Origin of the sequence: Streptomyces sp. NPDC047108, from assembly GCF_040643575.1 — a bacterium.
Taxonomy (GTDB): domain Bacteria; phylum Actinomycetota; class Actinomycetes; order Streptomycetales; family Streptomycetaceae; genus Streptomyces.
In genome coordinates this window covers 761560-787546 of record NZ_JBEYUP010000001.1, presented here as the reverse complement: position 1 = coordinate 787546, position 25987 = coordinate 761560, and the positions used below count along the sequence as shown (strand labels likewise).

At 71.9% G+C, this 25987-nt stretch carries 22 protein-coding genes; 11 read left to right on the top strand and 11 right to left on the bottom strand.

Features of this window, described 5'->3' with window-relative positions; all coding sequences use genetic code 11:
• The first annotated feature begins 127 nt into the window (after positions 1 to 127).
• Positions 128 to 418, top strand: a complete 291-nt coding sequence (locus ABZ822_RS03440; protein WP_360847014.1) for an SH3 domain-containing protein — start codon at positions 128 to 130, stop codon at positions 416 to 418.
• Between the two features lie 114 nt (positions 419 to 532).
• Here ABZ822_RS03440 and ABZ822_RS03435 read toward each other — a convergent pair whose 3' ends face one another.
• Positions 533 to 1666: a ferritin-like domain-containing protein gene (locus tag ABZ822_RS03435; protein ID WP_360846245.1), complete on the bottom strand. Its 1134-nt coding sequence runs from the start codon at positions 1664 to 1666 to the stop codon at positions 533 to 535.
• A 212-nt stretch (positions 1667 to 1878) separates the two neighbouring features.
• On the opposite strand from ABZ822_RS03435, the gene ABZ822_RS03430 reads away from it, so the two are divergent.
• The 3 genes from ABZ822_RS03430 to ABZ822_RS03420 all read left to right on the top strand — a co-directional run bounded on the left by ABZ822_RS03430 (position 1879) and on the right by ABZ822_RS03420 (position 4006).
• Positions 1879 to 2814 (top strand): diiron oxygenase, encoded by a 936-nt coding sequence (locus ABZ822_RS03430; RefSeq protein WP_360846243.1) that lies wholly within the window; start codon positions 1879 to 1881, stop codon positions 2812 to 2814.
• Positions 2815 to 3009: 195 nt separating this feature from the next.
• Positions 3010 to 3729: a TetR/AcrR family transcriptional regulator gene (locus ABZ822_RS03425; protein WP_360846241.1), complete on the top strand. Its 720-nt coding sequence runs from the start codon at positions 3010 to 3012 to the stop codon at positions 3727 to 3729.
• Positions 3730 to 3739: 10 nt separating this feature from the next.
• Positions 3740 to 4006, top strand: coding sequence for a hypothetical protein (locus ABZ822_RS03420; RefSeq protein WP_360846239.1), 267 nt, complete (start codon positions 3740 to 3742; stop codon positions 4004 to 4006).
• A 97-nt stretch (positions 4007 to 4103) separates the two neighbouring features.
• Here ABZ822_RS03420 and ABZ822_RS03415 read toward each other — a convergent pair whose 3' ends face one another.
• Together ABZ822_RS03415 and ABZ822_RS03410 are read right to left on the bottom strand one after the other, a co-directional pair.
• Entirely contained in the window at positions 4104 to 4985 is an 882-nt protein-coding gene (locus ABZ822_RS03415; protein WP_360846237.1) for an RNA polymerase sigma factor SigF, read from the bottom strand.
• 615 nt (positions 4986 to 5600) lie between these two features.
• The gene (locus ABZ822_RS03410; RefSeq protein ID WP_360846235.1) at positions 5601 to 6011 is read right to left on the bottom strand and encodes an ATP-binding protein; all 411 of its coding nucleotides are present in this window, start codon (positions 6009 to 6011) and stop codon (positions 5601 to 5603) included.
• A gap of 570 nt (positions 6012 to 6581) precedes the next feature.
• Between ABZ822_RS03410 and ABZ822_RS03405 the strand changes: the two genes are divergently transcribed.
• Positions 6582 to 7730, top strand: coding sequence for an NlpC/P60 family protein (locus ABZ822_RS03405; RefSeq protein WP_360846233.1), 1149 nt, complete (start codon positions 6582 to 6584; stop codon positions 7728 to 7730).
• A 132-nt stretch (positions 7731 to 7862) separates the two neighbouring features.
• Here ABZ822_RS03405 and ABZ822_RS03400 read toward each other — a convergent pair whose 3' ends face one another.
• The 5 genes from ABZ822_RS03400 to ABZ822_RS03380 form a co-directional block, all read right to left on the bottom strand.
• A complete protein-coding gene (locus ABZ822_RS03400; protein WP_360846231.1) occupies positions 7863 to 9113 on the bottom strand; it encodes a styrene monooxygenase/indole monooxygenase family protein in 1251 nt (416 codons plus the stop codon).
• A 62-nt stretch (positions 9114 to 9175) separates the two neighbouring features.
• On the bottom strand, positions 9176 to 9751 hold the full coding sequence (locus ABZ822_RS03395) for an ATP/GTP-binding protein (protein ID WP_360847011.1): 576 nt from the start codon (positions 9749 to 9751) through the stop codon (positions 9176 to 9178).
• Positions 9752 to 9830: 79 nt separating this feature from the next.
• A complete protein-coding gene (locus ABZ822_RS03390) occupies positions 9831 to 10244 on the bottom strand; it encodes a DUF742 domain-containing protein (protein WP_360846229.1) in 414 nt (137 codons plus the stop codon).
• Positions 10241 to 10792, bottom strand: a complete 552-nt coding sequence (locus ABZ822_RS03385; RefSeq protein WP_360846227.1) for a roadblock/LC7 domain-containing protein — start codon at positions 10790 to 10792, stop codon at positions 10241 to 10243. Before ABZ822_RS03385 ends, ABZ822_RS03390 begins: the two co-directional genes overlap by 4 nt.
• A complete protein-coding gene (locus ABZ822_RS03380) occupies positions 10789 to 13812 on the bottom strand; it encodes a nitrate- and nitrite sensing domain-containing protein (protein WP_360846225.1) in 3024 nt (1007 codons plus the stop codon). Before ABZ822_RS03380 ends, ABZ822_RS03385 begins: the two co-directional genes overlap by 4 nt.
• 435 nt (positions 13813 to 14247) lie before the next feature.
• Here ABZ822_RS03380 and ABZ822_RS03375 point away from each other — a divergent pair, with 435 nt between their 5' ends.
• Together ABZ822_RS03375 and ABZ822_RS03370 are read left to right on the top strand one after the other, a co-directional pair.
• The gene (locus ABZ822_RS03375; protein WP_360846223.1) at positions 14248 to 15018 is read left to right on the top strand and encodes a hypothetical protein; all 771 of its coding nucleotides are present in this window, start codon (positions 14248 to 14250) and stop codon (positions 15016 to 15018) included.
• Positions 15019 to 15319: 301 nt separating this feature from the next.
• Positions 15320 to 16798 (top strand): glycosyltransferase family 39 protein, encoded by a 1479-nt coding sequence (locus ABZ822_RS03370; protein WP_360846221.1) that lies wholly within the window; start codon positions 15320 to 15322, stop codon positions 16796 to 16798.
• A gap of 77 nt (positions 16799 to 16875) precedes the next feature.
• Here ABZ822_RS03370 and ABZ822_RS03365 read toward each other — a convergent pair whose 3' ends face one another.
• Positions 16876 to 17316, bottom strand: coding sequence for a MarR family transcriptional regulator (locus ABZ822_RS03365; protein WP_360847008.1), 441 nt, complete (start codon positions 17314 to 17316; stop codon positions 16876 to 16878).
• Between the two features lie 195 nt (positions 17317 to 17511).
• Here ABZ822_RS03365 and ABZ822_RS03360 point away from each other — a divergent pair, with 195 nt between their 5' ends.
• A complete protein-coding gene (locus ABZ822_RS03360; RefSeq protein WP_360846219.1) occupies positions 17512 to 18354 on the top strand; it encodes a lysozyme in 843 nt (280 codons plus the stop codon).
• Between the two features lie 144 nt (positions 18355 to 18498).
• On the top strand, positions 18499 to 19281 hold the full coding sequence (locus ABZ822_RS03355) for a lysozyme (RefSeq protein WP_360846217.1): 783 nt from the start codon (positions 18499 to 18501) through the stop codon (positions 19279 to 19281).
• A gap of 98 nt (positions 19282 to 19379) precedes the next feature.
• Here the strand turns inward: ABZ822_RS03355 and ABZ822_RS03350 are convergent, their stop codons facing one another.
• Together ABZ822_RS03350 and ABZ822_RS03345 are read right to left on the bottom strand one after the other, a co-directional pair.
• Positions 19380 to 19814 (bottom strand): hypothetical protein, encoded by a 435-nt coding sequence (locus tag ABZ822_RS03350; RefSeq protein ID WP_360846215.1) that lies wholly within the window; start codon positions 19812 to 19814, stop codon positions 19380 to 19382.
• A 93-nt stretch (positions 19815 to 19907) separates the two neighbouring features.
• Positions 19908 to 23378 (bottom strand): efflux RND transporter permease subunit, encoded by a 3471-nt coding sequence (locus ABZ822_RS03345; protein ID WP_360846213.1) that lies wholly within the window; start codon positions 23376 to 23378, stop codon positions 19908 to 19910.
• A gap of 180 nt (positions 23379 to 23558) precedes the next feature.
• Between ABZ822_RS03345 and ABZ822_RS03340 the strand changes: the two genes are divergently transcribed.
• Together ABZ822_RS03340 and ABZ822_RS03335 are read left to right on the top strand one after the other, a co-directional pair.
• Positions 23559 to 24281, top strand: a complete 723-nt coding sequence (locus ABZ822_RS03340) for a response regulator transcription factor (RefSeq protein ID WP_360846211.1) — start codon at positions 23559 to 23561, stop codon at positions 24279 to 24281.
• Complete coding sequence (locus ABZ822_RS03335) at positions 24278 to 25870, top strand: HAMP domain-containing sensor histidine kinase (RefSeq protein ID WP_360846209.1); 1593 nt, start codon at positions 24278 to 24280, stop codon at positions 25868 to 25870. Before ABZ822_RS03340 ends, ABZ822_RS03335 begins: the two co-directional genes overlap by 4 nt.
• Positions 25871 to 25987 lie beyond the last annotated feature (117 nt).

Sequence of the window (25987 nt, the reverse complement as noted above, 5' to 3'; positions counted from 1 at the left end):
CCGACGCCCGGCGCCCCGAGTCCCCCATGGGCTCTCCATGGGTTCTCACCTCCACAGGAGGACAAAGATGCTGCAGTCCAAGTTCAGCAAGCTCGCCGTCTTCGCTGCTACCGGCATCCTCGCCACCATGACCGCCGCCGGCCCCGCGATCGCGGCTCCGACGGGCGACCGCGACGACCGTGCCCCGTACAAGGGCCGCGTGATCGCACGGACCGGCCTGCTCCTGCGGGATGCCCCCAACACGAACTCGCGCGTCGTCGGCAGCGTCGACTACGGCAAGATCGTCGGTATCCACTGCAAGGTGAACAGCCAGAACATCGACGGCAACCCGCGGTGGTACCTGCTCGCGAGCGGCCACTGGGCCTGGGCCTCCGCACGCTACATCGAGAACATCGGCGCCGCGCCCCACTGGTGCTGACGCCCCTGCGCAACACCGGCTGACCGTGCTCCCCGTGCGCACCGCGTACGGGGAGCACGCCTGTGAAACCCGCCGGTTCCCCCAGCCCCTGGGCGCCGGCGCGATTCCCGCCGGCTACGTCCCGGTCCCGTCCCCCGCGGCGCCGAGGCCCGCGCCCGCCGCGATGGCCTCGGTCACCTCCGCCGTACGGGCCGCCTCCTCCTCGGCGAACCGCTCCGCGTCCAGCTTCTCGGCCAGTTCCTCGTCCTGGGCCATGAGCAGGTCGAGGTTGGAGTCGCCGAGTTCGAAGACGCCCAGGTCGACATAGGCCCGCTGCAGGCGCTCGCCCCACAGGCCGATGTCCTTGACGCACGGCACGATCCGGCTGAACAGCAACTTCCGGAAGAGGTGCAGGAATTCGGACTGCTCGGTGAACTCGGCGGCCTCGGCGGCCGGGATGCCGAAGTTCTCCAGGACCTCGGTGCCGCGCAGCCGGTCCCGCATCAGATAGCAGCCCTCGATCACGAACTCCTCGCGCTCACGGAGTTCGGCGTCGCTGAGCTGCTGGTAGTAGTCGCGGAGCGCCATGCGCCCGAACGCGACGTGCCGGGCCTCGTCCTGCATCACGTAGGCGAGGATCTGTTTCGGCAGCGGCTTGGTGGTGGTGTCGCGGATCATGCCGAACGCGGCGAGCGCCAGGCCTTCGATGAGCACCTGCATGCCGAGGTACGGCATGTCCCAGCGGGAGTCGCGGAGCGTGTCGCCCAGCAGGGCCTGAAGGTTGTCGTTGATCGGGTACAGCATCCCGACCTTCTCGTGGAGGAAGCGGCCGTAGATCTCGGCGTGCCGCGCCTCGTCCATGGTCTGGGTCGCGGAGTAGAACTTCGCGTCGAGGTCGGGGACGGACTCCACGATCCGCGCGGCGCACACCATCGCGCCCTGCTCGCCGTGGAGGAACTGGCTGAACTGCCAGGAGGTGTAGTGCCGTCGCAGATCGCCCTTGTCCTTCTCGCTCATCTTCGCCCAGTACGGGGTGCCGTGGAGGGCGAGCGATTCGTCGGGGGTGCCGAGTGCGTCGTAGGGGTCGACCTCCAGGTCCCAGTCGATCCGCTTCGCGCCGTCCCACTGCTTGTCCTTGCCCTTCTGGTACAGGGCGAGGAGCCGGTCACGGCCGTCGTCGTACTCCCAGCTGAAGCGGGCCGAGCCCGACGCCGGCACCTGCCACAGCTCTTCCCCAGGATCTTGCGCGTAGAGATCGTGCGTCGACACTGACGCCTCCTTCGCTTCGCGGATCAGACCGGAAACCTCCGTGGGGGGCGGATAGTTGGCAGGCTCACACGTCTGTTACCGCCCAGTCAACAAGTCGCGCGAGAACTCGTGCACAGGGGATTGACGAGCTTACTGACAAGCAGTCTCATAAGCGGTGACCGGTGGTAAGTCGCCGGCACCGGCGGCACTTCACCAGCAAGGAGCACTGAGCCATGACGACGTCCCTGATCGGAACCCGCCCGCCGCTGCGCGACGCGCTCGGGCTGCTCAAGGACCGCGAACAGGTCGCCGAGCGCCTGCTGGAGTCCTCCGCCAAGCACTCCTTCGACCCTGACACCGAACTCGACTGGGACGCACCGCTCGAAGAGGGCAAATGGTTCTGGCCGCCGGAGCTGATCTCGCTCTACGACACCCCCATGTGGCACCGGATGTCCGAGGAGCAGCGCATGGACCTGGCGCGGCACGAGATCTGCGCGCTCCTCTCCCTCGGCATCTGGCTCGAGGTCATCCTGATGCAGTTGCTGCTGCGGCACGTCTACGACAAGAGCCTGCTCAGTTCGCATGTGCGGTACGCGCTCACCGAGATCGCCGACGAGTGCCGCCACTCCAAGATGTTCGCCCGGCTGATCGACAAGGCCGGCGTCCCGGAGTACCGGGTCAAGCCCACCCACCACAACCTCGGCCGCATCCTGAAGACCATGTCCACGACGCCCAGTTCCTTCGCCTGCACCCTGCTCGGCGAGGAGATCCTGGACTGGATGCAGCGGCTGACCTTCCCGGACGAGCGGATCCAGACCCTGGCCCGCGGCGCGAGCCGCATCCACGTGGTGGAGGAGGCGCGGCACGTCCGGTACGCCCGTGAGGAGCTGCGCCGGCAGATGGCGACCGCCCCCCGCTGGGAGCGCGAACTGACCCGCATCACCTGCGGTGAGGCCGCCCGGGCCTTCTCGATCTCCTTCGTCAATCCGCAGGTCTACACGAACGTCGGACTCGACCGGCGCGAGGCCGTCGCCCAGGTGCGGGCCAGCGGGCACCGGCGCGAGGTCATGCAGACCGGGGCGAAGCGCCTCACCGAATTCCTCGACGACGTCGGCATCCTGCGGGGCGTGGGGCGCCGGATGTGGCGCAGCTCGGGCCTGCTGGCGTGAGGTGTGACCGTTCGGAACGCCTGACGGGTACGGAGCGAGGGGCGGCCGGTGCGTGACCGTTACGGCCGCGCCGGAGCCGGCGGCGACCGGGGCGCCGGTGGCCCGGGCGGTCGCCGGGGCGGCGACGCGGTCAGCCGGACACGGCGTGGATCGCCCCGACTGCCGCGTATGACGTGGACCGATACGCTGCCGGACATGAGAGGCAGCGAGGTCGCGTACCGCAGAATGTCCGTCGAGCAGCGACGGGCGCAGCTCATCGGGGCGGCTCTGGAACTCTTCGCGCACGCCGCACCGGAGGACGTCTCCCTGGACGACGTCGCACACGCCGCCGAGGTCTCGCGTCCGCTCGTCTACCGCTACTTCCCCGGTGGCAAGCAGCAACTCTACGAGGCCGCGCTGCGCACCGCGGCCGACGAACTCGAGCAGCGCTTCGCCGAGCCCCAGACCGGCCCGCTCACCCAGCGCCTCTCGCGCGCCCTGGACCGCTACCTCTCCTTCGTCGACGAGCACTCACCCGGATTCACCGCTCTGCTGCAGGGCGGCAGCGTCGCCGAGACGTCCCGGACGTCCGCGATCGTCGACGAGGTGCGGCGCACGGGGGCCGAACAGATCCTGCTGCACATGGAGGTGCCGGAGCCCGGTCCGCGGCTCCGGATGATGGTGCGCATGTGGATCACGGCGGTCGAGGCGGCCTCCCTCATCTGGCTCGACGAGGACAAGCAGCCGCCGATCGGCGAACTGCGCGACTGGCTCGTCGACCACTTCATCGCCCTGTTCACCGTGACCGCCGCGAGCGATCCGCAGACGGCGGAGGTCGCCCGCTCCGCCCTGGCGATCGAGACCCCGGACGGTGCGGCGGGGGCGCTGGCCCGCCGCGTTCTGCCCGTGGTCGGCGACGCGGCGCATCTGCTGTGAGGCCGGAGTCATGAGAAGCGAGGACACACCCTTCGTGGGCGGCCCCCTGGACGGCCGGGTGCTCCCGGTGCTGGTGGGAGCGACCGGCCATCCGCCGAAGGTGTACGAGGTCCCGGTGCCGGACCCGCACGGAGGCGAACCGACCGTCCACGTCTACCGCCGCGTACCGGCCGGGTATTCGAAGCGGCTGGGGCTGCAGCGCGGCTGGAAGTACGCGTACGACCCGGAGGGGAAGCCGAAGGGCGGCCCCAAGTGGCCCTGGTCCAAGCCGGACTGAGCCGGACCGGCCGCCGGCACGAGGGGGCCGGAGGGGCCTCCGGGCCGCGGGTCCCGCGGCGTCCGCGGGAGCGAGCCCGACCGGGCGTGCCGCGCCGCTAGGAGCGCGGCAGCAGCTGGTCGCGCAGACGGGACAGCGTGCGGGCGAGCAGCCGTGACACCTGCATCTGGGAGATGCCCAGTTCGGCGCCGATCTGCGCCTGGGTGAGCTCCTCCCCGAAGCGCATCCGCAGAATGGTCCGCTCGCGCTCGGCCAGCCGGGCGACGAGGGGCCGGAGTGCCTCGACGTCCTCGACGCTCTCCAGAGCCTGGTCCACATCGCCGAGGCGGTCGGCGAAGCCTTCGCCGGCCTCGCCCGGCGATTCGTCGGAGGGTGCGTCGAGTGAGGTCGCGGTGAAGCCGTTGGCGGCCACGATCCCCTCCTCGATCTCCTCCCTGCTCATGCCGAGGTGCTCCGCGAGTTCGGCCGTGGTGGGTGCGCGGTCGAGCCGCTGCGAGAGTTCGTCCGTCGACCGGGCGATGTCGACGCGCAGCTCCTGCAGCCGGCGCGGGACGTGCACGGCCCAGGCGGTGTTACGGAAGTGGCGTTTGATCTCGCCCGCGATGTGCGGGACGGCGAAGGTGGCGAACTCCACCTGCCGCGTGAGGTCGAACCGGTCGATGGCCTTGATCAGCCCGATGGTGCCGACCTGGACGATGTCGTCCGTCTGATCGGCCCGCCCGTGGAACCGGGCGGCGATGTATCTGACGAGGGACAGGTTCATCTCGATGAGGGTGTTGCGCACGTAGGCGTGCTCGCGGGTGCCCTCCTGGACCTGGGCGAGACGGTCGAGGAACACCTTCGAGAGGGCCCGCGCGTCCTTGGGGGCGACATGGAGCGGATCGTCGATCTGCGGCAGATCCGGAACGGCTCCGGAATCCGCCCGCACCGGCCCGCACTTCTGCGGTGCGACGGGAACGATGGTTTCCGCTGTGCTCATGTCGCTCTCCTCTGGGCCACGTTGACGCAAACGGTTCCTTCCGGCATTTCCGTGCGGTGTCGGGAACTCACGGAAGATGCCGAACCCCTGGACGAGATGAAGACCGAATGTCCGCCGGGGGGCGGGAAGAAGCCCTTGCGCGACTTCTTCCCGCCCGGTCCCCGAGATGGCGTTCTCCCCGGCTTTCATGGTCTCATCGCCGACATTCCCCCTTTCTTCGAATCAGCGGCCAGGAGGACGTGACCTGGCCTGTTGCGCACGGAACCAACCCGATGGATTTCTCCGGCCGGTTATGGCCGGCGGCTTGCTCGATCCCGGTGTCCGTCTCTTCCAGCGCTCATCCGGACTTCCTTCATGGCCACGCCACGGAACTCCCTTCATGATCGACGGCCTGATAGTGAGTCGAATGCCCGGGGCCCCAACCCATAAACGTGCGCCATTCGAGGGAGAAAAGGGAGCAGCACATCACGCACGGGCGGTTCCGGAAATGCGGAAGTCCCCGGCAGGACAAGGACGGAGACGGTGCGGAGTCCGCATCGGCGAACAGGTCCTCACGCCGCGGCGGTCCATGCGGAAGGCACGGACCGGCGGAAGAGGGGAGAGGGACCTGGCGGCTCAGCGGGCCATGAGGACGCGGATGGTCTTGCCCTGCGCTCCGGCGTCCACGGTGACCGAGCGGGCGAGGCGGCAGACCATGCGCCAGCCGAATCCTCCCTTGGCGCCCGAGAAGTCGGGGACGCGCTCACTGGGAGGGACGGGGCTGTCGTCGGTGACGGCCACCTCGATGCCCTCGGGCCGCACGGACAGCGTTATCGAACACGAGGTCCCACCCGCATGCCGGACGGCGTTGGTGATCAGTTCGGAGATGACCAGTTCGACCGCGGACGCGGTCTCGGGAGCGGGGGGCGGAATGAGGCCGCGCATGAAGCGGTCGGCAATTCGGCGGGCCCGGGCGGGCGTTTCGGAGCTGATGTCCAGGACGGCCAGGGTGGACGGCACGGTGGCGCGTACGCCGATGTCATCCATGCAGTCACCCTCCGTCCCTTTGCCGACTCATGCCATCGAAGGAGAAGCGTGCCCAGAAAGCCGGACCCCATTACACAAACCAGACCCCAATTGGAAGCATTCGGCAAGTGGGACTGTTCCGGCTCGAGTTGAGCGGAAAGTTCCCCCCGCCTCCCGGCCGGGGCCAGGGCCCTCCGTGCCCGCGGCGTCACGGAGAGTCCGGATCACCCCCGCGCCGACGCGCGCACACGGGGCCGCCCGTGGTGAAGTGGTGTGGACCACTGGCAGGTCCCGCCGGGCTCGGCGGTCCGCCGCGCGGCGGCTCTCCACGACCCGCGTACCCGGCGAAGCGCCCCCGCGACACGGGCCCGCAGATCCCCGGGAGGGCGGACGGCCGCTCGGGTGGCCATAGCACGGACCCTCCCGTACGCGTGGGAGCACCGCCGGGGCCCCGGCGTCCCGGCACCCTGCGAGTGACTTCCTTGGTCGGTTCCGCGCAGTCCGGTTTGCCGACAATACGACCGACTCCGAAGATCGTCACGCGCGCGAAGGCGAGCACTCACGCGCACCCCCATCAACGGAGGTGAGTCGGTGTCCAGACGGTTCGTAGGGTCGGTCCGCACGGCGGCGGTGGCCGCGGGTACGGCGCTGGCGGTGGCCGTGCCCCCCGCACCCGCCGTCGTCGCGGACCCCGCCGACCGGTCGGTGCGCGATCTGCTGACGCAGCTTCAGTCGTTGTACCAGCGCGCGGAGGAGGCCGGCGAGGCGTACAAGTCGGCCGACGAGGACCTCCGGCGGCAGCACCAGCAGGTCCGGCGCCTGGGCACCCAGCTCGCGCAGGCGCGAGGGCAGCTAGCCGCAGGCCGCAACGACGCGGGACGGCTGGCCCGGCAGCAGTACCAGAATTCCGCCGGTGCCGTCTCCCCCTATCTGCAGCTGCTGATGAGCCGCAGCCTGCGCGGCGCGCTCGACCAGGGCCACATGCTCCAGCGGGCCGCGAACGAGCGGAACCACGCCGTGATCCGGCTGGCCGGGACCGAGCGCCGGCTCGACGGCGTGACCACCCGGGCCCGTACCGCCCTCGACAAGCAGCAGACGCTCGCGAAGAAGCGGCTGACCCTGCGCGCCACCGCGCAGCGGCGCCTCTCCGATGTCGAGCGCGCGCTCGCGTCACTGTCCCCGCAGCAGCTCACGCAGGTGGGACAGCTCGAGCAGTCCCTCGTCGCCACCGCGCAGCGCGCCTTCATGGGGTCCTCCGGGCTGAAGGCCGTACGCGGGACGCGCAAGCCGTCCCGCGCGGGCGCGCTCGCGATCGCGTACGCCTTCAGCCAGCTCGGCAAGCCGTACGAGTGGGGCGCGGAGGGCCCGGCCTCCTTCGACTGCTCCGGGCTCACCTCCCAGGCGTGGGCGCACGCCGGGAGGAAGATCCCGCGGACGAGCCAGCTCCAGTGGCGGAACCTGCCGCGCGTGCCGGTCAAGGAGCTGCGCCCGGGCGACCTGGTCATCTACTACGAGGGCGCCACGCACGTCGCGCTCTACGTCGGCAACGGCATGGTCGTGCAGGCGCCCCGCCCCGGCGGCGTGGTCAAGGTATCGCCGATCGCGGCGAATCCGATCCTCGGCGCCGTACGCCCCGACGAGGGGTCCAAGTCATTGCAGCGGTACGCGCGGCCGAAACTGCCGAAGGGCTCGAAGTCGGGCAACGACACCGGTTACGGCTCCGAGACCGCCCCGGCATGAGGGGCCGTCCCGGCGTGAGGGGCCGCCCCGGCATGAGGGGCCACGGCGCGTCCCGGCCGTCACGGCGCTGAACGCGCCGCCGCCCGCCCCGCGTACGGCACGGCGGGGCGGGCGGCGATGACGGAAGCAGGGTCAGGCGCCGGCCCCTTGGGCGGCCGCGACCTCGCCGAGGTACGCCTCGGCCTTCTCCGGCTCGAAGAAGAAGTTCTCGAAGTCCGCCGGGTCGTTGAAGCCGTTGGCGAAGCGGTCGGCGACCGGCTGCAGCCCGCCCGCGGCGCCGATGAGGTTCAGCACGTGCTCCGGCGGGGGCGCCAGCATCGCGTTCGTCCACTTGGTGACGTGCTGCGCGGTCTCCCAGTAGCGGTCGAACGTGGCCCGCATCCACGCCTCGTCGAACGGCCGGTCGCCCTGCTCCAGGATCGAGGCGAGGTAGGAGGCGGCGCACTTGGACGCGGAGTTCGAGCCCTGGCCCGTGATCGGGTCGTTGGCCACCACCACGTCGGCGACGCCGAGCACGAGCCCGCCGCCCGGCAGCGTCCCGATCGGGTTGCGCACGGTCGGGGCGTAGCGGCCGGCCAGCGTGCCGTTCACGTCGGTGAGTTCGACCTTGGTGGCGCGCGCGTACTCCCAGGGCGTGAAGCGCTCCATCAGCTCCAGGGTCAGCGCGAGGTGCTCGTTGGGGTCCTTGACGCTCTGGAAGACGTCCAGCGGACCGCCGGGGATGCCCTCCCAGAAGAGGATGTCCGCGCGACCGGTGTTGGTCAGCGTCGGCATGATGAACAGCTCGCCCACGCCGGGCACGAGGTTGCAGCGGACGGCGTCGAAGTCGGGGTGCTCGGGGCGCGGGCCGAGGCCGTGCACATAGGAGACGGCGAGCGCGCGCTGCGGGGCATCGTACGGCGAACGGGAGGCGTCCCGGCCGAACATCGACACCAGCTCGCCCTTGCCCGCGGAGACCAGCACCAGGTCGTACCGGCGGGCGAAGAAGTCCAGATCGGAAACGGCCGCGCCGTGGATGACGACCTGGCCGCCGCGCTGCGCGAAGGTCTCCATCCAGCCGGCCATCTTCAGACGCTGGTCGACGGACTGCGCGTAGCCGTCGAGCTTGCCGACCCAGTCGATCACCCTCTGGGCCTCAGGTCCCGCGACGGAGACGCCGAGGCCCTCGATGTTCGGCGCCTGGCTCTCCCAGAAGTTGATCTGCAGATCACGCTCGTGCTGGAGCGCGGTGTGGAACATGCACTGCGTGGACATGACCCGTCCGGCACGGATCTCGTCGGCCGTCCGGTTCGACATCAGGGTGACCTCGTACCCGTGGGACTGCAGGCCGAGGGCGAGCTGGAGACCGGACTGGCCGGCCCCCACGACGAGTATCTTCCGCATGACAGGGGTCTTCTCTCTCGGTTGGCGCGTGGAGATCGGGGGCGGCAGCGGCTGAGGCTACGTCACTCGGGCGTCAGGTCAAGGGCGTGGCCCACCAGGGCCAGCAGCGACTCGACGACGGTGATCCGCTTGCGCGCGTCCATCACGACGACGGGGACCTCGGCCGGGACCGAGAGGGCGTCCCGTACGTCCTCGGCCGCGTACTCCGGGGTCCCCTCGAAGTGGTTGACCGCCACGACGTACGGCAGGCCGCAGCTCTCGAAGTAGTCCAGAACGGGGAAGCAGTCGGGCAGCCGGCGCGTGTCGGCCATGACGACCGCGCCGATCGCACCGCGCACCAGGTCGTCCCACATGAACCAGAACCGCTGCTGGCCGGGCGTACCGAAGAGATAGAGGACCAGGTCGGAGTCGAGCGTGATCCGGCCGAAGTCCATGGCGACGGTGGTCGTGGTCTTGTCCGGGGTCGCCTCGGTGTCGTCGACGTCCTCGGAGGCCCGGGTCATCAGGGCCTCGGTCCTCAGCGGCGCGATCTCCGACACCGAGCCGACGAACGTCGTCTTGCCGACGCCGAAGCCGCCCGCCACCACGATCTTCGTGGCTATCGGTGCGCGGCTGCGGTCCGTCTGCCAGCTCTGCAGACCGTCCTCGGCCGCGACGGCGCCGTCCTCCCCGGCCCGGTCGGTCGCGCTTCCGCCGACCGGCCCGGAGCCTGCCTGGTCAGAGCCTGCGAAGTCCACCCAGCACCCTTTCCAGCAGCGCGCGTTCGGGGCGGCCGGTGCCGTGCCCGGTGCCGTAGACGCGGATCATTCCCTGGTCGGCCAGGTCGCTGAGCAGCACCCGGACCACGCCCAGCGGCATGCTCAGCAGCGCGGAGATCTCCGCCACCGTCCGCATCCGGCGGCACAGTTCGACGATGGCGAGCATCTCCGGCATGACGCGCTCGGCCCATCCGCCGGAGGTCAACTCGCGCCGCTCCTCGGGGCCGTCGAGGGCGGCGACGAAGGTCTCGACGAGCAGGACGTGGCCGAAGCGGGTGCGACCGCCGGTCAGCGAGTACGGACGGACACGCGCCGGCCGTTTGCCGGGCGCCGGATCCGCGCCGCGACGCGGCAGCTTGGGCGAGGAGGTCACTGGTGCCTCTCCATGGACTTGCGCAGTTCACTGCGGAGCTCGGGGGTGAGAACGTGGCCGGCGCGGCCGACGAACAGGGCCATGTGGTAGGCGACGACGCTCATGTCGCAGTCCGGCATGGCGTGCACGCCGAGCAGCGAGCCGTCGCTGATCGACATGACGAAGACGCTGCCCTCGTTCATCGTCACCATCGTCTGCTTGACGGATCCGCCGTCCATCAGCTTGGCGGCGCCGATGGTGAGGGCGGCGAGTCCGGAGACGATGGTGGCGAGGTCGGCGGAGGAACCCCTGGGCCCCCGGGGGGCTCCGGCGTTCTGCCCGGGGACGGCGGGGGCGTCGGCGCCGGGGTTCGCCTCCTCACCCGGCTCCGCGTCCGAGGAGAGCAGGAGCAGTCCGTCGGAGGAGACGACGGCGACCGAACGGACGCCGGGCACTTCGTCGACGAGGTTGTTCAGCAGCCAGGCCAGGTTACGGGCCTGGGCGCTCAGTCCGTACGCCGGCGCGATCCTGCTGTCCCGGTCCGTGCTCGGCTGGGTGTACGCGTTCAACCGCGTGCCTCCTCGACTGTGCCACCCTCGTTCGGCGCCCCCGTCCGTCGTTCTCCGGCGCCTTGCGGTGCTTCTTCCTCTGCCGTGGTCGCGTGGGGGGTCGCGCTCCGGGCGGGCGTGCCGTGCGCGGGGGTGGCCTGCGCGGCCGTGCCGTGGTCCGGTGAGTCGTGTCCTGCGATCTCCTGCGCGGCGACCCGGTGGCCGTCCCGCGCTCCTCGCTGGAAGCCGCCGAGCCTGCGCCGCAGTTCCTCGGCGTTGACGGGGCCGGTCCGCTCCTGTGCCGCGGACGCGGTCGGCGCCACGGTCTTGGGAGTGCGCTTGGGCAGGCCCTTGTCGGTGACCCGCTCCCACTGCGGTTCCCCGCCGTGACCCGCCGGCTCCTCGGTTTCGTCCGGTCCGCCGGGTGCGGTGAGAGCGCCCGTGGCGTGGGCGGTGGGGCCGCCGGGCGAGGGAGGCTGGCGCAGATCGCGCGTCGCCTGGTCGGCGGAGGCACCGGCTTCGTCCTCGGCATGGGTGTGCTGGTCGGGCCCGATGGCGTACGGCCCGGGCCCGCCGGCCTGCGCGGGTGCGGGAGTGACGGGCTCCGCGGGGGCGGATGTCCCGTCGGTGGCGGGCGGCTGTCCGGCGTCCGGCTGCGCCACGTCCGCGGGCGGCTCGGCCGGGGACGGCTCGTCCGCGGGCGGCTCGGCCGGGAGCTTGGGGAGCGGGAACGTCCCGGTCACTTCGGATGGCGGCGTGGCGGGCGGCTCCGCGACTGCGGGCTCGGCGTCCGCGCCAGGAGCACCCGCGGCCGCGGCATCCGTACCCGCCGTCGACTCGCCCGCCGCGATGGCCCGTTCGGCCGCGGCCACCACCGGATCCTCGGCCGGGCTCGCACCCGGCAGCTGCTGCGGGCTCCGCGGGGCCGGCGTACGCACGGGCAGGGTGTTGGAGTTGGCTTCGGCGATCGAGCCGGGCAGGCTGACCGCCGGCCGCTCCGGCCCACCGGCGCCGCCCGAGCCCGCGGGGGCGGGCCGTGTCGGCAGGATCGACTTGGGCAGGACGGCCACGGCCGCGGTTCCGCCGGACTTCTGCGCCCGGAGCTGCACACGTACGCCGTGCCGGGACGCCAGCCGTGCCACGACGTAGAGGCCCAGTCCCAGTGCTCCGTCGTCCTCGTCGCCGGAGGCCGGATCCGGCTCCGCCAGGCGGGCGTTGACCGCCTCGATCCGCTCCTCGGGGACGCCGATGCCCTCGTCCTGGACGGAGAGCATGATCTCGCCGTTCTGCATCAGCCATCCGGACAGCTCGACCTGGGCGTCCGGCGGGGAGAACGCCGTGGCGTTCTCGAGCAGTTCGGCGACCAGGTGGCTGATCGCGTCCGCCGCGAAGCCCGCGACCTGCGCGTGCGGCGGCAGGGAGTGGATGGCCACACGGTCGTAGCGCTCGATCTCGCTGACCGCGGCGCGCAGCACGTCCAGCAGCGGTACGGGCGCGCCGATCTGGCCGCCGCTGTGCTCGGCACCGGCGAGGACGAGGAGGTTCTCGCTGTTGCGGCGCATGCGGGTGGCGAGGTGGTCGAGTTTGAAGAGCGTGTCGAGGCGCTCCGGGTCCGCCTCGCGGTCCTCCAGGCCCTCGATGATGCCGAGCTGACGCTCGACGAGTCCGAGCGTTCGCACGGCGAGGCTGACGTGGCCGGCCTGGGCCCGCTCATGGACGCCCTCGAGGCGTTCGGTGAGTTCCTCGTGCAGGCGCCGCAGTCCGTCGCGCTCCTCGACCAGCCGCTGCCGTTCACCGACGAGCCGGGTCCGGTCCTCGCCGAGCCGCTCCACGCGCGCGTGCATCCGTACGGCGTTCTGGTGCAGCTCGTTGACGGCCGTGACGACCTCGGCGAACTCGTCGTTGCGGCCGTTCCAGCGGACCGGCTCCTGCTCCGCCGGGTTCTCCGCGACGCGCCGGGCGCCGCGCCGCAGCACGGCCAGCGGGTGGGTCATGGAGCGGGCGGCCGAGATGCTGATGCCGACGGCCAGCAGCAGGCAGACCGCGGCGAGCGCGATCTCCAGCTCCAGCACGGTGACATCGTCGTCACGCAGGGCCGCGAAGCGCTCGGTCTCGGCGCGGGTGAGCGCGGATTCGGCGGCGCGCATACGGTCGATGCGGCCGGACAGCGCGGCCTCGACGCGTCCCCGGCCGAGCCGGAGGTCGGACGCGGAGAGCTGGGGCTGGTCGGTGAGCCGGGCCAGGTAGCGGTCGGCGCTGCTGACCTCGGTGCCGTTGACCGTGTTCGCGTACCGCTCGACCGCGGACTCGGGGGCCGTCTGCCCGAAGTCGGCGAGTGCCGCCTCGGACTGGACGTGCGTGCGTTGCGCCGCCGCGGTGAGTGTCGCCCGACTGCTGCTGCCGGAGAGCGCGGCGAGCAGGAGGCCGCGGGTGGCGGAGGCGTGGTCGACGGCGCGGCCGAGCACGGGCAGGGCCTCGGCGGGACCGGAGGCGCGCGGCGGGACGCGCCGGGCGAGGTCGGCGACGAGGGTGCGGACCGCGTCGAGAGTTGCGGTGTACGCCTGGAAGGTCTTGGTGGCGCTGCCCCGCCCGGAGATCGCCTCCTGACGGATCTTCGGCAGTCCGGAGAGGGCGCGGCGCAGCGCGGCGGGCGCGTCGGGGCGTATCTCGGCGATCTGGCGGTCGACGCGGGCCCGCCGGCCCTCGGACACGACGTCGGCACCCGAAGCGGTGGTACGCCCCGCAGCGACGAATTCGGTCATGGAGTCGCGTTCATCGGCCAGCGAGTGGACGAGTACGACCGCAGTCGAGTTGACCTCCGACAGGGACACCAGCCGCTGGGACTCGGTCAGATCACCCGAGGCGGCGGCGATGCCTGGGGCTCCCGCGGCCAGGACCGCTACGCCCACCACGGCGACGGCGCCGACCAGCCGGTTGCGGACCAGGGCCTTGCGTCGCTGTGGCGCAGACGCGCCGTCGGAGGCGCCGCCCGCGGGCTGTGCCGAACCACGCTTGATGCCCCGAGGCCACCTTTTCTGCACCGGTGCTCGCAATCTGTTTTCTCGTCTGCCATGGCCGAGGTGTCAACAGTTCACTCGTGCCGGCCGCGCGTCGCGGAGCGCCGACGAACACCCACCCCCACCCTTTGGTACGAAACTGACCATTCCAGTACCGCTTTGGGCGAGGCGGCCCTCATCCGCTTGGCCACCTGAACGAGTGAACATCACTCCGGAGTTGGCAAACAACTCTTGCCTTCGCGGCGCCGCTGTGTTCCCCGCGAAGACGGTTGGAAAACCCCAGAGGGACTGGCAGGATGCGCCCTCACAGCGGACCGGAGTCGGCAATTCCGGGTAATTCCGGCACGGTTGACGCCCCCTCATTTCCCCTCGACCGCAGGTCAGGGACGCCTCCACGGTCGGCCCGACGTCGTCCGCCGGACATCCGCCGATCACCCCGCTGTCCGGCAGACTGACCGCATGCGCGTCGATCTCAGCACCGAGCCGGGTGATCCCCAACGCCTCAACGAGGACTATGTATCCGTCGCCCTACCAGCGTCGGGACAGGGCGGGGCGCTCGTACTCCTCGACGGCGTGACACCGCCCGATGGCGGTACGGGATGCGTCCACGGAGTGCCGTGGTTCACCGCGCGGCTCGGCGGGGCGATGCTCGAACTGTCCGGATCTCGACGGGATATGACGCTGGCACGCTGCCTCGCCGAGTCGGTCCGGCGCACCGCGGAGGCCCATCAGGCCACTTGTGACCTTTCTCACCTACTGACACCGCAGTCAACAGTGGTCGCCGCACGGTGGGACGCGGAGCGCGTGGAACACCTCGTCCTCTCCGACTCCGCCCTGCTGATCGAGGGCACGGACGGCCAGGTCACCGCCGTCCTCGACGACCGCATCGACCGCCTGCGCGCCGCGGGCCGGCGCGTCGCGCCCCTGCGGAACACCGAGGGCGGCTTCTTCACCGCGGCCGCCGACCCGGACGTGGCGCGGCGCGCGGTCACGGGCACGACCCCGCGCGCGGACGTACGGGCCCTGGCCGCGCTGACCGACGGCGCCTCGCGGTGGGTGGAGATCTTCCACGAGGGCGACTGGACGGACTGCTTCGCCGTGCTGCGCAAGGACGGCACCCGGTCGCTGCTGGACCGCGTACGGGCGGCGGAGGCGGCCGACCCCGACGGCACGGCCTTCCGCCGCGGCAAGCCCCGCGACGACAAGGCGGCGGTCTTCGTCGAACTCTGAGGGAGAAGGCGGGGCGTTCGAGGGAGAAGGCGGGGAGAGGGCAGGGCGGGGGAAAGTCTCCGGGCGGAGTCGACGCGGACGGCGGGTCGCGCGTCCTCGGACGTGCGGCAGGAGGAGGATCCCGGCGTACCGCCACCGCACGACCACCTCCCGGCGCCCGTCGGCACCGGGCGGAACGACGGGGGACACCATCGCTTCCGCAGATCGGCCCCAGGACACCTGCAGCGCATCCGTCCGGGAACGGCCGGGCCCGGCGGTCAGCACGCGGCCCCCGGACCGTGGCTCACCCCCGTACGGTGACGTGCCGCTGGTGCGGCGCGCGCGGATCGTCGCCCTACCGGTCGTCGTGGCACTGGCGCTCGGGCTGTGGGGCATCCGGCGCGAGGGGACGATGTGGCGGGACGAGTCCGTCACGTACCAGATGGCCCATCGCGGCCTGTCCGAGCTGTGGGCGACCCTGGGGAACGTCGACGCGGTCCACGGCCTCTACTACCTCCTCATGCACGGGTGGTTCGCGGTCTGGGACGGCGGGCTGCTCGCACTCCGTCTGCCGTCCCTCCTGGCCATGGCAGCGGCGGCCGGTGCCGTCGCGTGGCTGGGACAGCACCTTGTGGGCCGGCGGGCCGGAGTGTTCGCGGGACTCGTCCTCGCCGTCCTGCCCCCGGTGCAGATGTACGCCCAGGAGGGCAGGTCCTACGCGCTCGTCTGTGCCGCCGTCGCCACCTCGACCTGCCTGTTCCTGCGGGCCGTCGGCACGCCCGGCGGGCGCCGGTCCGTCACGGGGTGGACCGCCTACGCGGTGGTGACGTGGGTGGCGTGCCTGCTGCACGAGTTCGCGATCCTGGCGCTGCTCGCGCACGGCGCCACGCTGTACATCTCCCGCCGCCGCGTGGGGCGTGGCACCCGCAGGGCGTGGACGGTCGCGGCGAGCGCCGTGACCGCGGGCGTCCTCCCGCTGGTCGTGGTGAGTACGGGACAGCAGGAGCAACTGTCGTGGCTGGGCCGCCCCTCGTGGAGCCACTGGACCTGGTACGCGGCGGTGCTGACCTGGGCGGCACTCTGCCGTGTGCCCGTACGGGGCAGGGGCCCGGTCGGCCCGTGGGCCCTGGCGATGCCCCTGCTCGCCCTCCCGGCGGCCCTCCTCATGACCGCCTCCCTGGTCACGCCGCTCTACCTCGACCGCTATGTGCTCTACTCCGCCATCGGCTTCGCGCTGATCACCGGCACGGCCCTGGACCGGCTGCTGCGGCCGGGTCACCTCCGGCAGCTCATGCCGTCGGACGGACTCCGGTACGCGACGGTCGCCCTCGTCGTGGCGGGGGCGTCGGCCCTCCTGATCCCCTCCCACCTGAAGGTGCGGGAGCCGGGAAGCCGCAAGGACGACGTGACGGGCGTCGCCCTGGCCGTGCAGGCGTCGGCCGAGCCGGGGGACGCGATCCTGTTCATGCCGTCCAGGCGACGCGAGTGGCGCCTGTCGTACGCGCCGCGGTACGGGAAGGTCCGGGACATCGCGCTGGACCGCGAGCCGGTCGCGTCGCACAGCCTCCATGGCTCGGAGCTGCCGGCGCGGGAGATCCGTGCGCGCATGCTGGCGGAGCGGCGGATCGTCACGGCGAGCGACCCGGCGGGTGCGGCGCTGGACACCGTGGAGCGGGAGGTCGTCAAACGGGCGGTCCTCCGGGAGCACTTCGCGGTGTGCTCCCGGACGGAGGTGAGGGGCGGCCGCGTCACCGTATGGGCGCGGGAGGGGCACTGCGCGAAGGCGGCCGACAGCGGGTGATCTCGCGCGGCTGACGGCCGACGGGTGACACCCCGTGGGTGACCCGCACGCCGGACGCGCGGAACGGCCGCCCGCGCTCAGTCCTCCGCGCCGCCCTGCAGGCTGTTCAACCGGTGCAGCAGCCGCGCCAGTTCGGCGATCTCCGCGCTGTCCCAGCCCTCCAGCTTCTTCACATAGCTCTCGCGGCGGGCGTTGCGGACGGCGGAGAAGCGGGTCCGTCCTTCACCGGTGAGGGCGACGAGGGAGGCCCGGCCGTCGTCGGGGTCAGGGCGCCGGGTGATGAGGCCGAGGGTTTCGAGCGCCCGGAGCTGGCGGCTCATCGTCGCCTTTCCGACGCCGAAGTAGGCGGCGAGGGCGGTGGCGCGCTGTTCTCCGGTCTCCTCCAGGCGGACGAGGAGACCGTAGGCGGCGGGCTCGAGATCCGGGTGGATCTCGCGGGCCATCTCGCCGGAGGAGGCGCGGGCGCGGCGCAGGAAGACGGCCAATTCCCGTTCGAGGGCCAGAAACTCCCGGTCCACTCCTGTCACGGTCTCCGCACCTTTCCCCGTGGCCGATTTCTTTCAGCGGCTGCCGTTGCCGCAGTTCGCCCAGTATTTCGCAGGAGTAGACCAACGGCAGCACTCCGGGGCCCTTTCGGCGAAGTGGAGGACGGGTATGCCACTTCTGGCATGGCCACACCAACCCTCCCCCGCTCGAGGCCATCGGAGGCACGTATGCCCGTGCACCCTTCCCTGCGCCGCCTGTGCGTCGCCGCGTTCGTCGCCCTGTCCGCCCTGCTGATCGCCCTGCCCGGCACGGCCTCCGTCGCGGGCGCCGCCGACCGCCCCTCGCCGCCCGGCCGTCACCCGGAGCGCACCTGGATGGGATCGACCGTCCGGATCCACGAACCGGGCATCCCCGATCCGGTCCCCGCGCCGGGGCCGGCCGCAGCGGGCGTCGAAGGCGTGGACGTCAGCGGCCACCAGGGTGCCGTCGAATGGGCGGCTCTGTGGAACAGCGGCGTCCGCTTCGCCTACGTCAAGGCGACCGAGGGCAACTACTACCAGAACCCGTCCTTCGGGCAGCAGTACAACGGCTCGTACGGGATCGGGATGATCCGCGGCGCCTACCACTTCGCGACACCGAACGACTCCGGCGGCGCCGAACAGGCCCGCTACTTCGCCGACCGCGGGGGCGGCTGGTCGGCAGACGGCAGGACGCTGCCGGGTGTGCTCGACATCGAGTACAACCCGTACGGGGACACCTGCTACGGGCTCAGCCGGTCCGCGATGGTGAGCTGGATCCGCGACTTCACCGACACCTACCGGGCGCGGACCGGGCGCGACGCGGTCATCTACACGACGACCGACTGGTGGACGCAGTGCACGGGCAACACCGGCTCCTTCGGCGCCACCAACCCTCTGTGGATCGCCCGCTACAACACCACGCCGGGCACGCTGCCGAACGGCTGGGCGTACCAGACCTTCTGGCAGTACACCTCCACCGGGCCGATCGTCGGCGACCACAACCGGTTCAACGGCACATTTGAGCAGTTGCAGACTCTGGCCAACGGTTAGCGGCGCCTCTACGGTCGGACCGTTCGAACGAACCACGCGTGCAATGTCCCCTCCTGCGAGGGCACTTCGTCTCCGCGGGAGGGGGAACATCCCCACACCCATCGGGCCGCCCCACCGGCCCCGACACCCGGAGGCATCCCCCACATGCCCGTGTCCCGGCTTCGCCGACCCCCCACCCTGCGCGCCGCCGTCCTCACCGCCGCCACCGCGCTGCTGTGCGTGCTGTCCCCGATCGCCGTGTCCGCCTCGGCCGCGGACCCCGCGTCCTCCCCCGCTCGCGGCGCCGACGCGAGAGCCGACCAGGTGCCCGGCATGGACGTCAGCCGACACCAGGGCACCGTCGACTGGCAGGGCGCCTGGGACAGCGGCGCCCGCTGGGCCTACGTCAAGGCAACGGAAGGCACCGACTTCCAGAGCCCCACGTTCACCGAGCAGTTCCAGGGCGCGTACGACGTGGGCATGATCCGCGGCGCGTACCACTTCGGGCGCCCCGACACCTCCGGCGCCGCCGAGCAGGCGCGGAACCTCGTCGACCACGGCGGCAAGTGGACCGACGACGGGCGGACCCTGCCGCCCGCGCTCGACATCGAGTACAACCCGAACGGCGGCGACGTCTGCTACGGGCGGAGCCAGAGCGACATGGTCGCCTGGATACGGGAGTTCAGCGACACCGTCCACGAACTCACCGGGCGCCACCCGGCGATCTACTCCACCACCGACTGGTGGACGCAGTGCACGGGTAACGACGCGAGCTTCGGCTCCACCAACCCCCTGTGGATCGCGCGCTACGCGGCCTCGCCCGGCACGCTGCCGGCGGGCTGGTCCGACTACACCTTCTGGCAGTACTCGGACTCGGGCACCTTCCCCGGTGACCAGAACTGGTTCAACGGCACGCAGGAGGAGCTGGAGGCCCTGGCCAAGGGCTGATCCGACTCCTCCGGATCTCTGGACCCGGACTACCCGCGGGGCATGACGCGTTGCGCCACGCAGAGGCACTCGCGCCGTGCCCCGCGGGGAGGACCCCCTCAGCCGCCGAGGCGTTCCTCGATCCGGTCCTTGATCTCCGGCGGGACGCCGTCGGGGTACCGCTGCTTGAGCAGCTTGAGCGCCTGGTCCGGCAGCCCCTCGGGCAGGCCCTGCTTCTTGGCCCAATCCTGCAGATCCTCGTCACCGGTGCCCGGCGCGGACGGACCCGCGCCGCCGGAGCCTGCGGACGATCCCCCGGGCAGTCCGCCGCCCCCGGCCAGGACGGACCGCATCGTCGACTTCATCTGCCCGACGATCACGATGCCCGCGGTGCCGACGCCCGCCAGAAAGATGACGACGGCGGCCAGCACACCGGCGAGCACGTGCAGAAGGCGGCGATGGCGCCGGGCGAAACCGGGGGGACCGGGCACCGTACGGGGCCGGTCGGGGCGGCCGGGACGGGCCGTGGTGCTGCTGGTCGGGGACGCAACCATGGAAGCTCTCTCCTCGGGTCGTAGCGGTGAACAGTGGTGGCGCCGGGGCGGGCGGTGGGCGAGCGGCCTGTCCGCCCCGGCCTCCGGACGGGATCAGTGCACGGCGACCGGCGTCTCACCGGCTCCGGTACGACCGGGCTCCTTCGCCCCGTCCTCCGCCCCGTCCTCCGCGCCGTCCCCTGTGCCGGACACCGGACGGCGACGGCGCGTCCGGTTCCGTACGGAGTCGGCGAGGGAGTACAGGACCGGGACGAGGATCAGTGTCAGCAGCGTGGAACTCACCAGGCCGCCGATCACGACGATCGCCAGGGGCTGGGAGATGAACGCCCCGCCGCCGGTCAGCCCGAAGGCCATCGGCAGCAGTGCGCAGATGGTGGCCAGGGCCGTCATCAGGATCGGCCGCAGCCGCAGACGCGCGCCCTCGGTGATCGCGCGGTGGGCGGACAGGCCCGCCCCGCGCTTCTGGTTGACCAGGTCGATGAGCACGATCGCGTTGGTGACGACGATGCCGACGAGCATCAACAGGCCGATCAGCGCGGGCAGTCCGAGCGGTGTGCCGGTCGCGACCAGCAGCCCGAGCGCACCGGTGGCCGCGAACGGCACGGACACCATGAGGATCAGCGGCTGCAGCAGGCTGCGGAACGTGGCCACCATGATCACGAAGACCAGGAGGACGGCGACGCCCAGTGCCAGCCCCATGTCGCCGAACGCCTCGTCCTGCTGGCTGGTGGTGCCGCCCATCGAGTAGGTCGCACCGCCGGGGAGTTCGAGCGCGTCGAGGGCCTGCTCCAGGTCCTTGCTGACGGCTCCGGTGTCCTCGGTCGTCGCCCGGGCGGTGACGGTGGCCGCGCGGGCGCCGTCGATCCGCTTGACGCTCGCCGGGGCGTGCGTCACCTTCACGTCCGCGACCGAGTCGAGGCGGACCCGGCCCTGCGGGGTGAAGACGGTCGTGTCGTCCAGCGCGTCGACGGCGCGGGTGGGGTCGCCGGTGCGGACGACGAGTTCGGAGCTCTCGCCGCCGAGGGTGACGTCGCCGAGACGCGTACCGTCCAGGGCCTGGGTGACCGCCTGGTTGATCCGGTCCGCGCCGATCCCCTTCTCGGCGGCCGCCCGCTCGTCCGGGGTGACGGTCACCTGCGGCATGTCCTCCGTCAGGTCCGTGGTGACGTCCTCGGTGTGCGGAGTGTCCCGGACCGTACGGCGTACCTGCTCGGTGGCCTTCCTCAGGGTCGCGTCGTCGGGCGCCTGGACCAGGACCTCCAGGCTCGAACCGCCCAGACCGCCCGCCTCGGTGGCCTCGACGGCGATCTCGCCCGCGCCCTTCACGGACCCGACGGCGTCGCGCAACTCGCGCTCGACGGCGGCCTGGTCGGCATCGGGGTCCGCGGTGACGCTGTACGTGGCGGAGCCGGCGTCGGAGGCCGCGCCGCCGCCGCGGAGCTGGACGCCCGCCTGTCCGCCGACGGTCAGCTGGTAAGTGTCGACGTCGTCCACGTCGGCGAGCGCGGCCTCGACCTTCTTCGCCGCGTCGCTGGTGTTCTCCAGGCTGCTGCCCGGGGGCATCGTCTGGCGGATGGTGAAGGTGTTCTGGCCCGAGCTGCCCAGGAAGTTGGTGCTCAGCAGCGGCACCAGGGCGACCGTGGCGCCGAGGATCGCGACGGCGGCGAGCAGGGTGAGGGCGCGGAAGCGGAGGGCGGTGCCCAGGAGGGGGAGGTAGGCGCGCTGGAGGAGCGGCGTCTTCCGGTCCGTGGTGCGGTGCTCCTCGTCGTCCTCGCTCCTTCCCGCGCCCTTCGCGTCGCGCTCCGGCTCGGCCTTGAGGAACCAGTACGCGAGGACCGGCACCACGGTCAGCGAGACGAGCAGGGACGCGAGCAGGGCGACCGTCACCGTGATCGCGAACGGGCCGAAGAGCTGGCCGACGATGCCGCCGACGAACGCGATGGGCAGGAACACCGCGACCGTCGTCACCGTGGACGACGTGACGGCGCCCGCGACTTCGCGCACCGCGTCGATCACGGCCCTGCCCTTGTCCCGGGTGAGGCCGAGGTGCCGCTTGATGTTCTCCAGGACGACGATCGAGTCGTCGACCACCCGGCCGACTGCGACGGTGAGCGCGCCCAGGGTGAGGAGGTTGAGCGTGTAGTCCCAGGCCCACAGCGCGATCAGGGCGATGAGCACGGACAGCGGTATGGAGACCGCGGTGACGAGCGTGGACCGCACGGACACCAGGAAGACCAGGATCACCACGACGGCGAACGCGAGGCCGAGCCCGCCCTCGGTGGTCAGATCGTCGATGGACTTCTCGACCGCCGGGGCCTGGTCGAAGACCACGGTCAGATCGGCGCCGTCACCGAGCTTCTTCTCCAGTCCCGGCAGGGCGTCGCGTACGGCGTGGGAGATGCCGACGGTGTCGGCGTCGGGCTGCGGGGTCACGGCGACGCCGAGAGTGGGTTCGCCGTTGGTACGCGTGAGGGTGGTGGACGGGGCGAGATCCTGCCGGACGGTGGCGACGTCCTCCAGGCGCACGGGAGCGGCGGACTTCCCCGCCCCGGCGGCCGGTGCGGCACCGCTCCGCGCGCCGGACGGCGTGCCCGACTGCCTGCCGGACCGGTCGCCGGAGGGAGAGGCGCCGCCCGAACCGCTCGCGCCGCCGGACGGGTTGCCGGTCGATGCCCCGCTGCCGGACGGAGTGACGTACAGCGCGCGCAGGTCCTTCACCGAACCCAGTGCGCCGTCGACGGACACCGCGTAGCTCGTGTCGTCCTCGGTGAGGGCCCCGGAGGGAAGGACGGCCCCGGCGTTCTGCAGGGACTGGGTGACGTCGGCCGGGGTGAGCCCGGCGTCGGCGAGGGCGTCGCTGTCGAGCGTCACGGTCACGCGCTCGTCGCGGACACCGGTGACCTCCACCTCGCGGACACCGTCGAGGGACTCCAGCTCCGGTACGACGGCGGAGTCGAGGCGGTCGGCGAACGCCTTCTCGCCGTCCACGTCCTCCCCGTCGTCCTCGCCGTCCTTGCCGTCGCCGTCCTTGGCGTCGCCGTCCTTGGCGTCCTCCGAGCCCTTGTCGTCCTCCGGGCCCGTGCCGTCCTTGGCGCCCTTGCCGTCGGTCTTCCCTCCGTCCCCGGCGCCTCGCGCGGCCGCGAGCTGGACCGCGGGCAGGTCCTCCGTGGACCCGGCCACGACCCCTGTCTCCACCCCGTCGGGCAGCTGGGACTCGACCTCGTTCACGGCGTCCCGCAGGGTCGCGGTGCTGTCGTCCGCCGAGACGCCGTAGTCGAACTCCGCGACGACCGAGGCGGATCCGGACCGCGATGTCGTGGTCACCGACAGGACGCCGTCCGCGTCCCGTACGGCCTGCTCCAGCACCACCGCGACCTGGTCCTCGACGACCTGCGGCGAAGCGCCCGGGTAGGAGGCCGTGACCGAGACCTTCGGAAAGGAGACGTCCGGCATCATCTGCTGCCGCAGCGAAGGGAGGGCCAGCAGCCCCACCCCGGTGATCGCCAGCATGACGAACGCGACCAGGGCGCGGTTCCGCATGCTGAACGAGGTCAGCTTGATCATCGATGAGTTCTCTTCCTGTGCGTCACGCGATGGCGTCCGACGCGAGGGATCCCAGCAAGCCGGTGCGCAGGCAGGGTGCAAGCAACCTGAAAGAACCCTGAAAATCCGGGCTCACCCTTTGCCCGGCCGGTACGGCACCACGTAGGAAGAAGCCCTGCCCCCCGAACGAGGAAGACCGCCGTGCCCGCACCGACCGCCCCGTCCCAGGAGAGCCCGACCCGGCTGCTCGTCGTCGACGACGAGGCGACCATTGCCGGGCTGCTCGCCGCGAGCCTGCGCCATGTCGGCTTCGACGTCACGACGGCCGGTACGGGCAAGGAGGCGCTGGAGGAGGCGCAGCGCCGGCGGCCGCATCTGATCGTGCTGGACGTGATGCTGCCCGACCTGAACGGCTTCGAGCTGACCCGCACGCTGCGCGCCCGCGGGCTCCACATGCCCGTCGTCTTCCTCACCGCCCGGGACACGACGCACGACAAGATCGTCGGTCTGGGCGCGGGCGGGGACGACTACGTGACCAAGCCGTTCAGCCTGGACGAGGTCGTCGCGCGGATCCGCGCCGTCCTGCGGCGCACCCGCGGACCGCAGCCGCAGGAGGCCGCCGACCCGGTGCTGCGGTTCGCCGACCTCGAACTCGACGAGGAGACCTGCGACGTACGGCGGGCCGGGCTGCCCGTACGGCTGTCGCCCACCGAGTACAAGCTGCTGCGGTATCTGCTGCTCAACGCCGGGCGCGTGGTCAGCAAGGCGCAGATCCTGGACGAGGTGTGGGCCTACGACTTCGCGGGCGACACCCGGATCGTCGAGTCGTACATCAGCCTGCTGCGGCGCAAGATCGACACCGTGGAGCCGCAGTTGATCCACACGCTGCGGGGCTTCGGCTACAGCCTGCGGCGTCCGGCATGACGTCCGGCCTGGCGTCCGGCACGCGTCTCGCGCGGGGCGCGCGCCGCGTGCGCGCGTGGCTCGCCGCCCGTTCCATCCGGGCGCGGCTGCTCGTCGGGGCGCTGCTGCTGTGCGCGGTCGGTCTGGTGTCGGCCGAGGTGGTGTGCACCCAGCTCTTCCGCGGCTATCTGATGGACCGCACGGACGACCAGGCGCGCGTCCTGCAGAACCGGCTGGGGCTGCTGGAGGTCCTGGCTCCGCGCGTGAACCGGATCCCGGACGATCTGCGCAGCGTGCTGGTGCGGACCGGGGCCGTCGGCACCCACGCGGTCGTGGAGTTCCGCGACGCCTCGGGGAGGACCCAGCTCCGGTTCAGTACGTCGGACGAGTCCGCTCCCCCGCCCGAGCTGCCCCCCGCCCGGTCGACCCCCGTCGACGAGCCGTTCACGACGGGGACGTCGGATCCCGACGACGGCCAGCGCTACCGCGTCCTCGTACGGGAGCGGCCGGGCGGCGGGACCGTGGCCGCCGCCATCGATCTGAACCCGCTCAACGACACGACCCGGCGCCTGATCCGCATCGAGATCATCGTCACCGCCGTCGTGCTGACCGGCCTCGCGCTCCTCGGCTCCGCGGTCGTGCGGATCGGGCTGAAGCCCCTGGCGGACGTGGAGGCGACGGCCGAGGCGATCATCGACGGCGACGACCTGTCCCGCCGCGTCCCCGAACGCGCACCGCCGACCACTGAGATCGGGCGGCTGTCGGCGACGCTCAACACCATGCTGGGCCGCATCGACCAGTCGTTCGCGGAGAGTTCGGCGGCCCAGGAGCGGCTGCGCCGCTTCGTCGCCGACGCCGGGCACGAGCTGCGGACACCGCTGGCCGCCGTGCTCGGTCTCGTCGAACTGCACCGCAGCGGAGCCGCGTCCGGAGCGGGGCAGGACCGGGCCGGAGCGAAGGGCGCGGCCGGAGCGAAGGAAGCGCCCCGGGCCGAGGAGTTCGCCGGAGCCCAGGACATCACCGCGCTGCTCGACGGGATCGAGGCCGAGGGGCGGAGGATGCGGCTGCTCGTGGAGGATCTGCTGCTGCTCGCGCGGCTCGACCAGGAGCGCCCGCAGGCGAGCGAACCGGTCGACCTCGTACCGCTGGCCGTCGACGCGCTCGCCACCGCCCGTGCGACGGAACCGGACCGTCCACTCCGGCTCGACCTGCCGCCGGGCGACGAGGACGACGGCCCGCAGCCCACGGTCGTCGGGGACGACGTACGGCTCGCCCGCGTCCTGACCAATCTGGTGTCCAACGCCCTGCGGCACACGCCCTCGGGCACGCCGGTGGCCCTCCGCATCGGGACGGACGAGGCGGCGGGGCAGGCCGTCGTCGAGGTCGCCGACGCCGGGCCCGGCGTGCCGCCGGAGGAGGCCGAGCGCATCTTCGACCGCTTCCACCGCGTCGGCGACGGACGGGACCGCGCCAGCGGCGGCACCGGGCTGGGGCTGTCGATCGTCGCCGCGATCGTCACGGCGCACGGCGGCACGGTGCGCTGCCTGCCGACGCCGGGGGGCGGCGCGACGTTCGAAGTCCGGTTGCCGCTGCGGGAGTCGGCGTCGTAGCCCGTGTCTTCCGGATCACCTCGGGCCTACGGCGCCTGGCACGACTCCCGCAGAGCTTCGCCTGGGGGTGCGCCGCGTGCGTTGTGGGGTCGGGGGCGAGCCGGGGTGTCTCCTCGG

Bases quoted from the DNA above. Each gene is read 5' to 3' on its own strand.
- ABZ822_RS03375 (WP_360846223.1), top strand. From the start codon at position 14,248: ATGCGCGTCGATCTCAGCACCGAGCCGGGTGATCCCCAACGCCTCAAC.
- ABZ822_RS03335 (WP_360846209.1), top strand. From the start codon at position 24,278: ATGACGTCCGGCCTGGCGTCCGGCACGCGTCTCGCGCGGGGCGCGCGC.
- ABZ822_RS03410 (WP_360846235.1), bottom strand. From the start codon at position 6,011: ATGGATGACATCGGCGTACGCGCCACCGTGCCGTCCACCCTGGCCGTC.
- ABZ822_RS03355 (WP_360846217.1), top strand. From the start codon at position 18,499: ATGCCCGTGTCCCGGCTTCGCCGACCCCCCACCCTGCGCGCCGCCGTC.
- ABZ822_RS03360 (WP_360846219.1), top strand. From the start codon at position 17,512: ATGCCCGTGCACCCTTCCCTGCGCCGCCTGTGCGTCGCCGCGTTCGTC.
- ABZ822_RS03425 (WP_360846241.1), top strand. From the start codon at position 3,010: ATGAGAGGCAGCGAGGTCGCGTACCGCAGAATGTCCGTCGAGCAGCGA.
- ABZ822_RS03345 (WP_360846213.1), bottom strand. From the start codon at position 23,378: ATGATCAAGCTGACCTCGTTCAGCATGCGGAACCGCGCCCTGGTCGCG.
- ABZ822_RS03420 (WP_360846239.1), top strand. From the start codon at position 3,740: ATGAGAAGCGAGGACACACCCTTCGTGGGCGGCCCCCTGGACGGCCGG.
- ABZ822_RS03440 (WP_360847014.1), top strand. From the start codon at position 128: ATGACCGCCGCCGGCCCCGCGATCGCGGCTCCGACGGGCGACCGCGAC.
- ABZ822_RS03350 (WP_360846215.1), bottom strand. From the start codon at position 19,814: ATGGTTGCGTCCCCGACCAGCAGCACCACGGCCCGTCCCGGCCGCCCC.
- ABZ822_RS03430 (WP_360846243.1), top strand. From the start codon at position 1,879: ATGACGACGTCCCTGATCGGAACCCGCCCGCCGCTGCGCGACGCGCTC.
- ABZ822_RS03400 (WP_360846231.1), bottom strand. From the start codon at position 9,113: ATGCGGAAGATACTCGTCGTGGGGGCCGGCCAGTCCGGTCTCCAGCTC.
- ABZ822_RS03415 (WP_360846237.1), bottom strand. From the start codon at position 4,985: ATGAGCACAGCGGAAACCATCGTTCCCGTCGCACCGCAGAAGTGCGGG.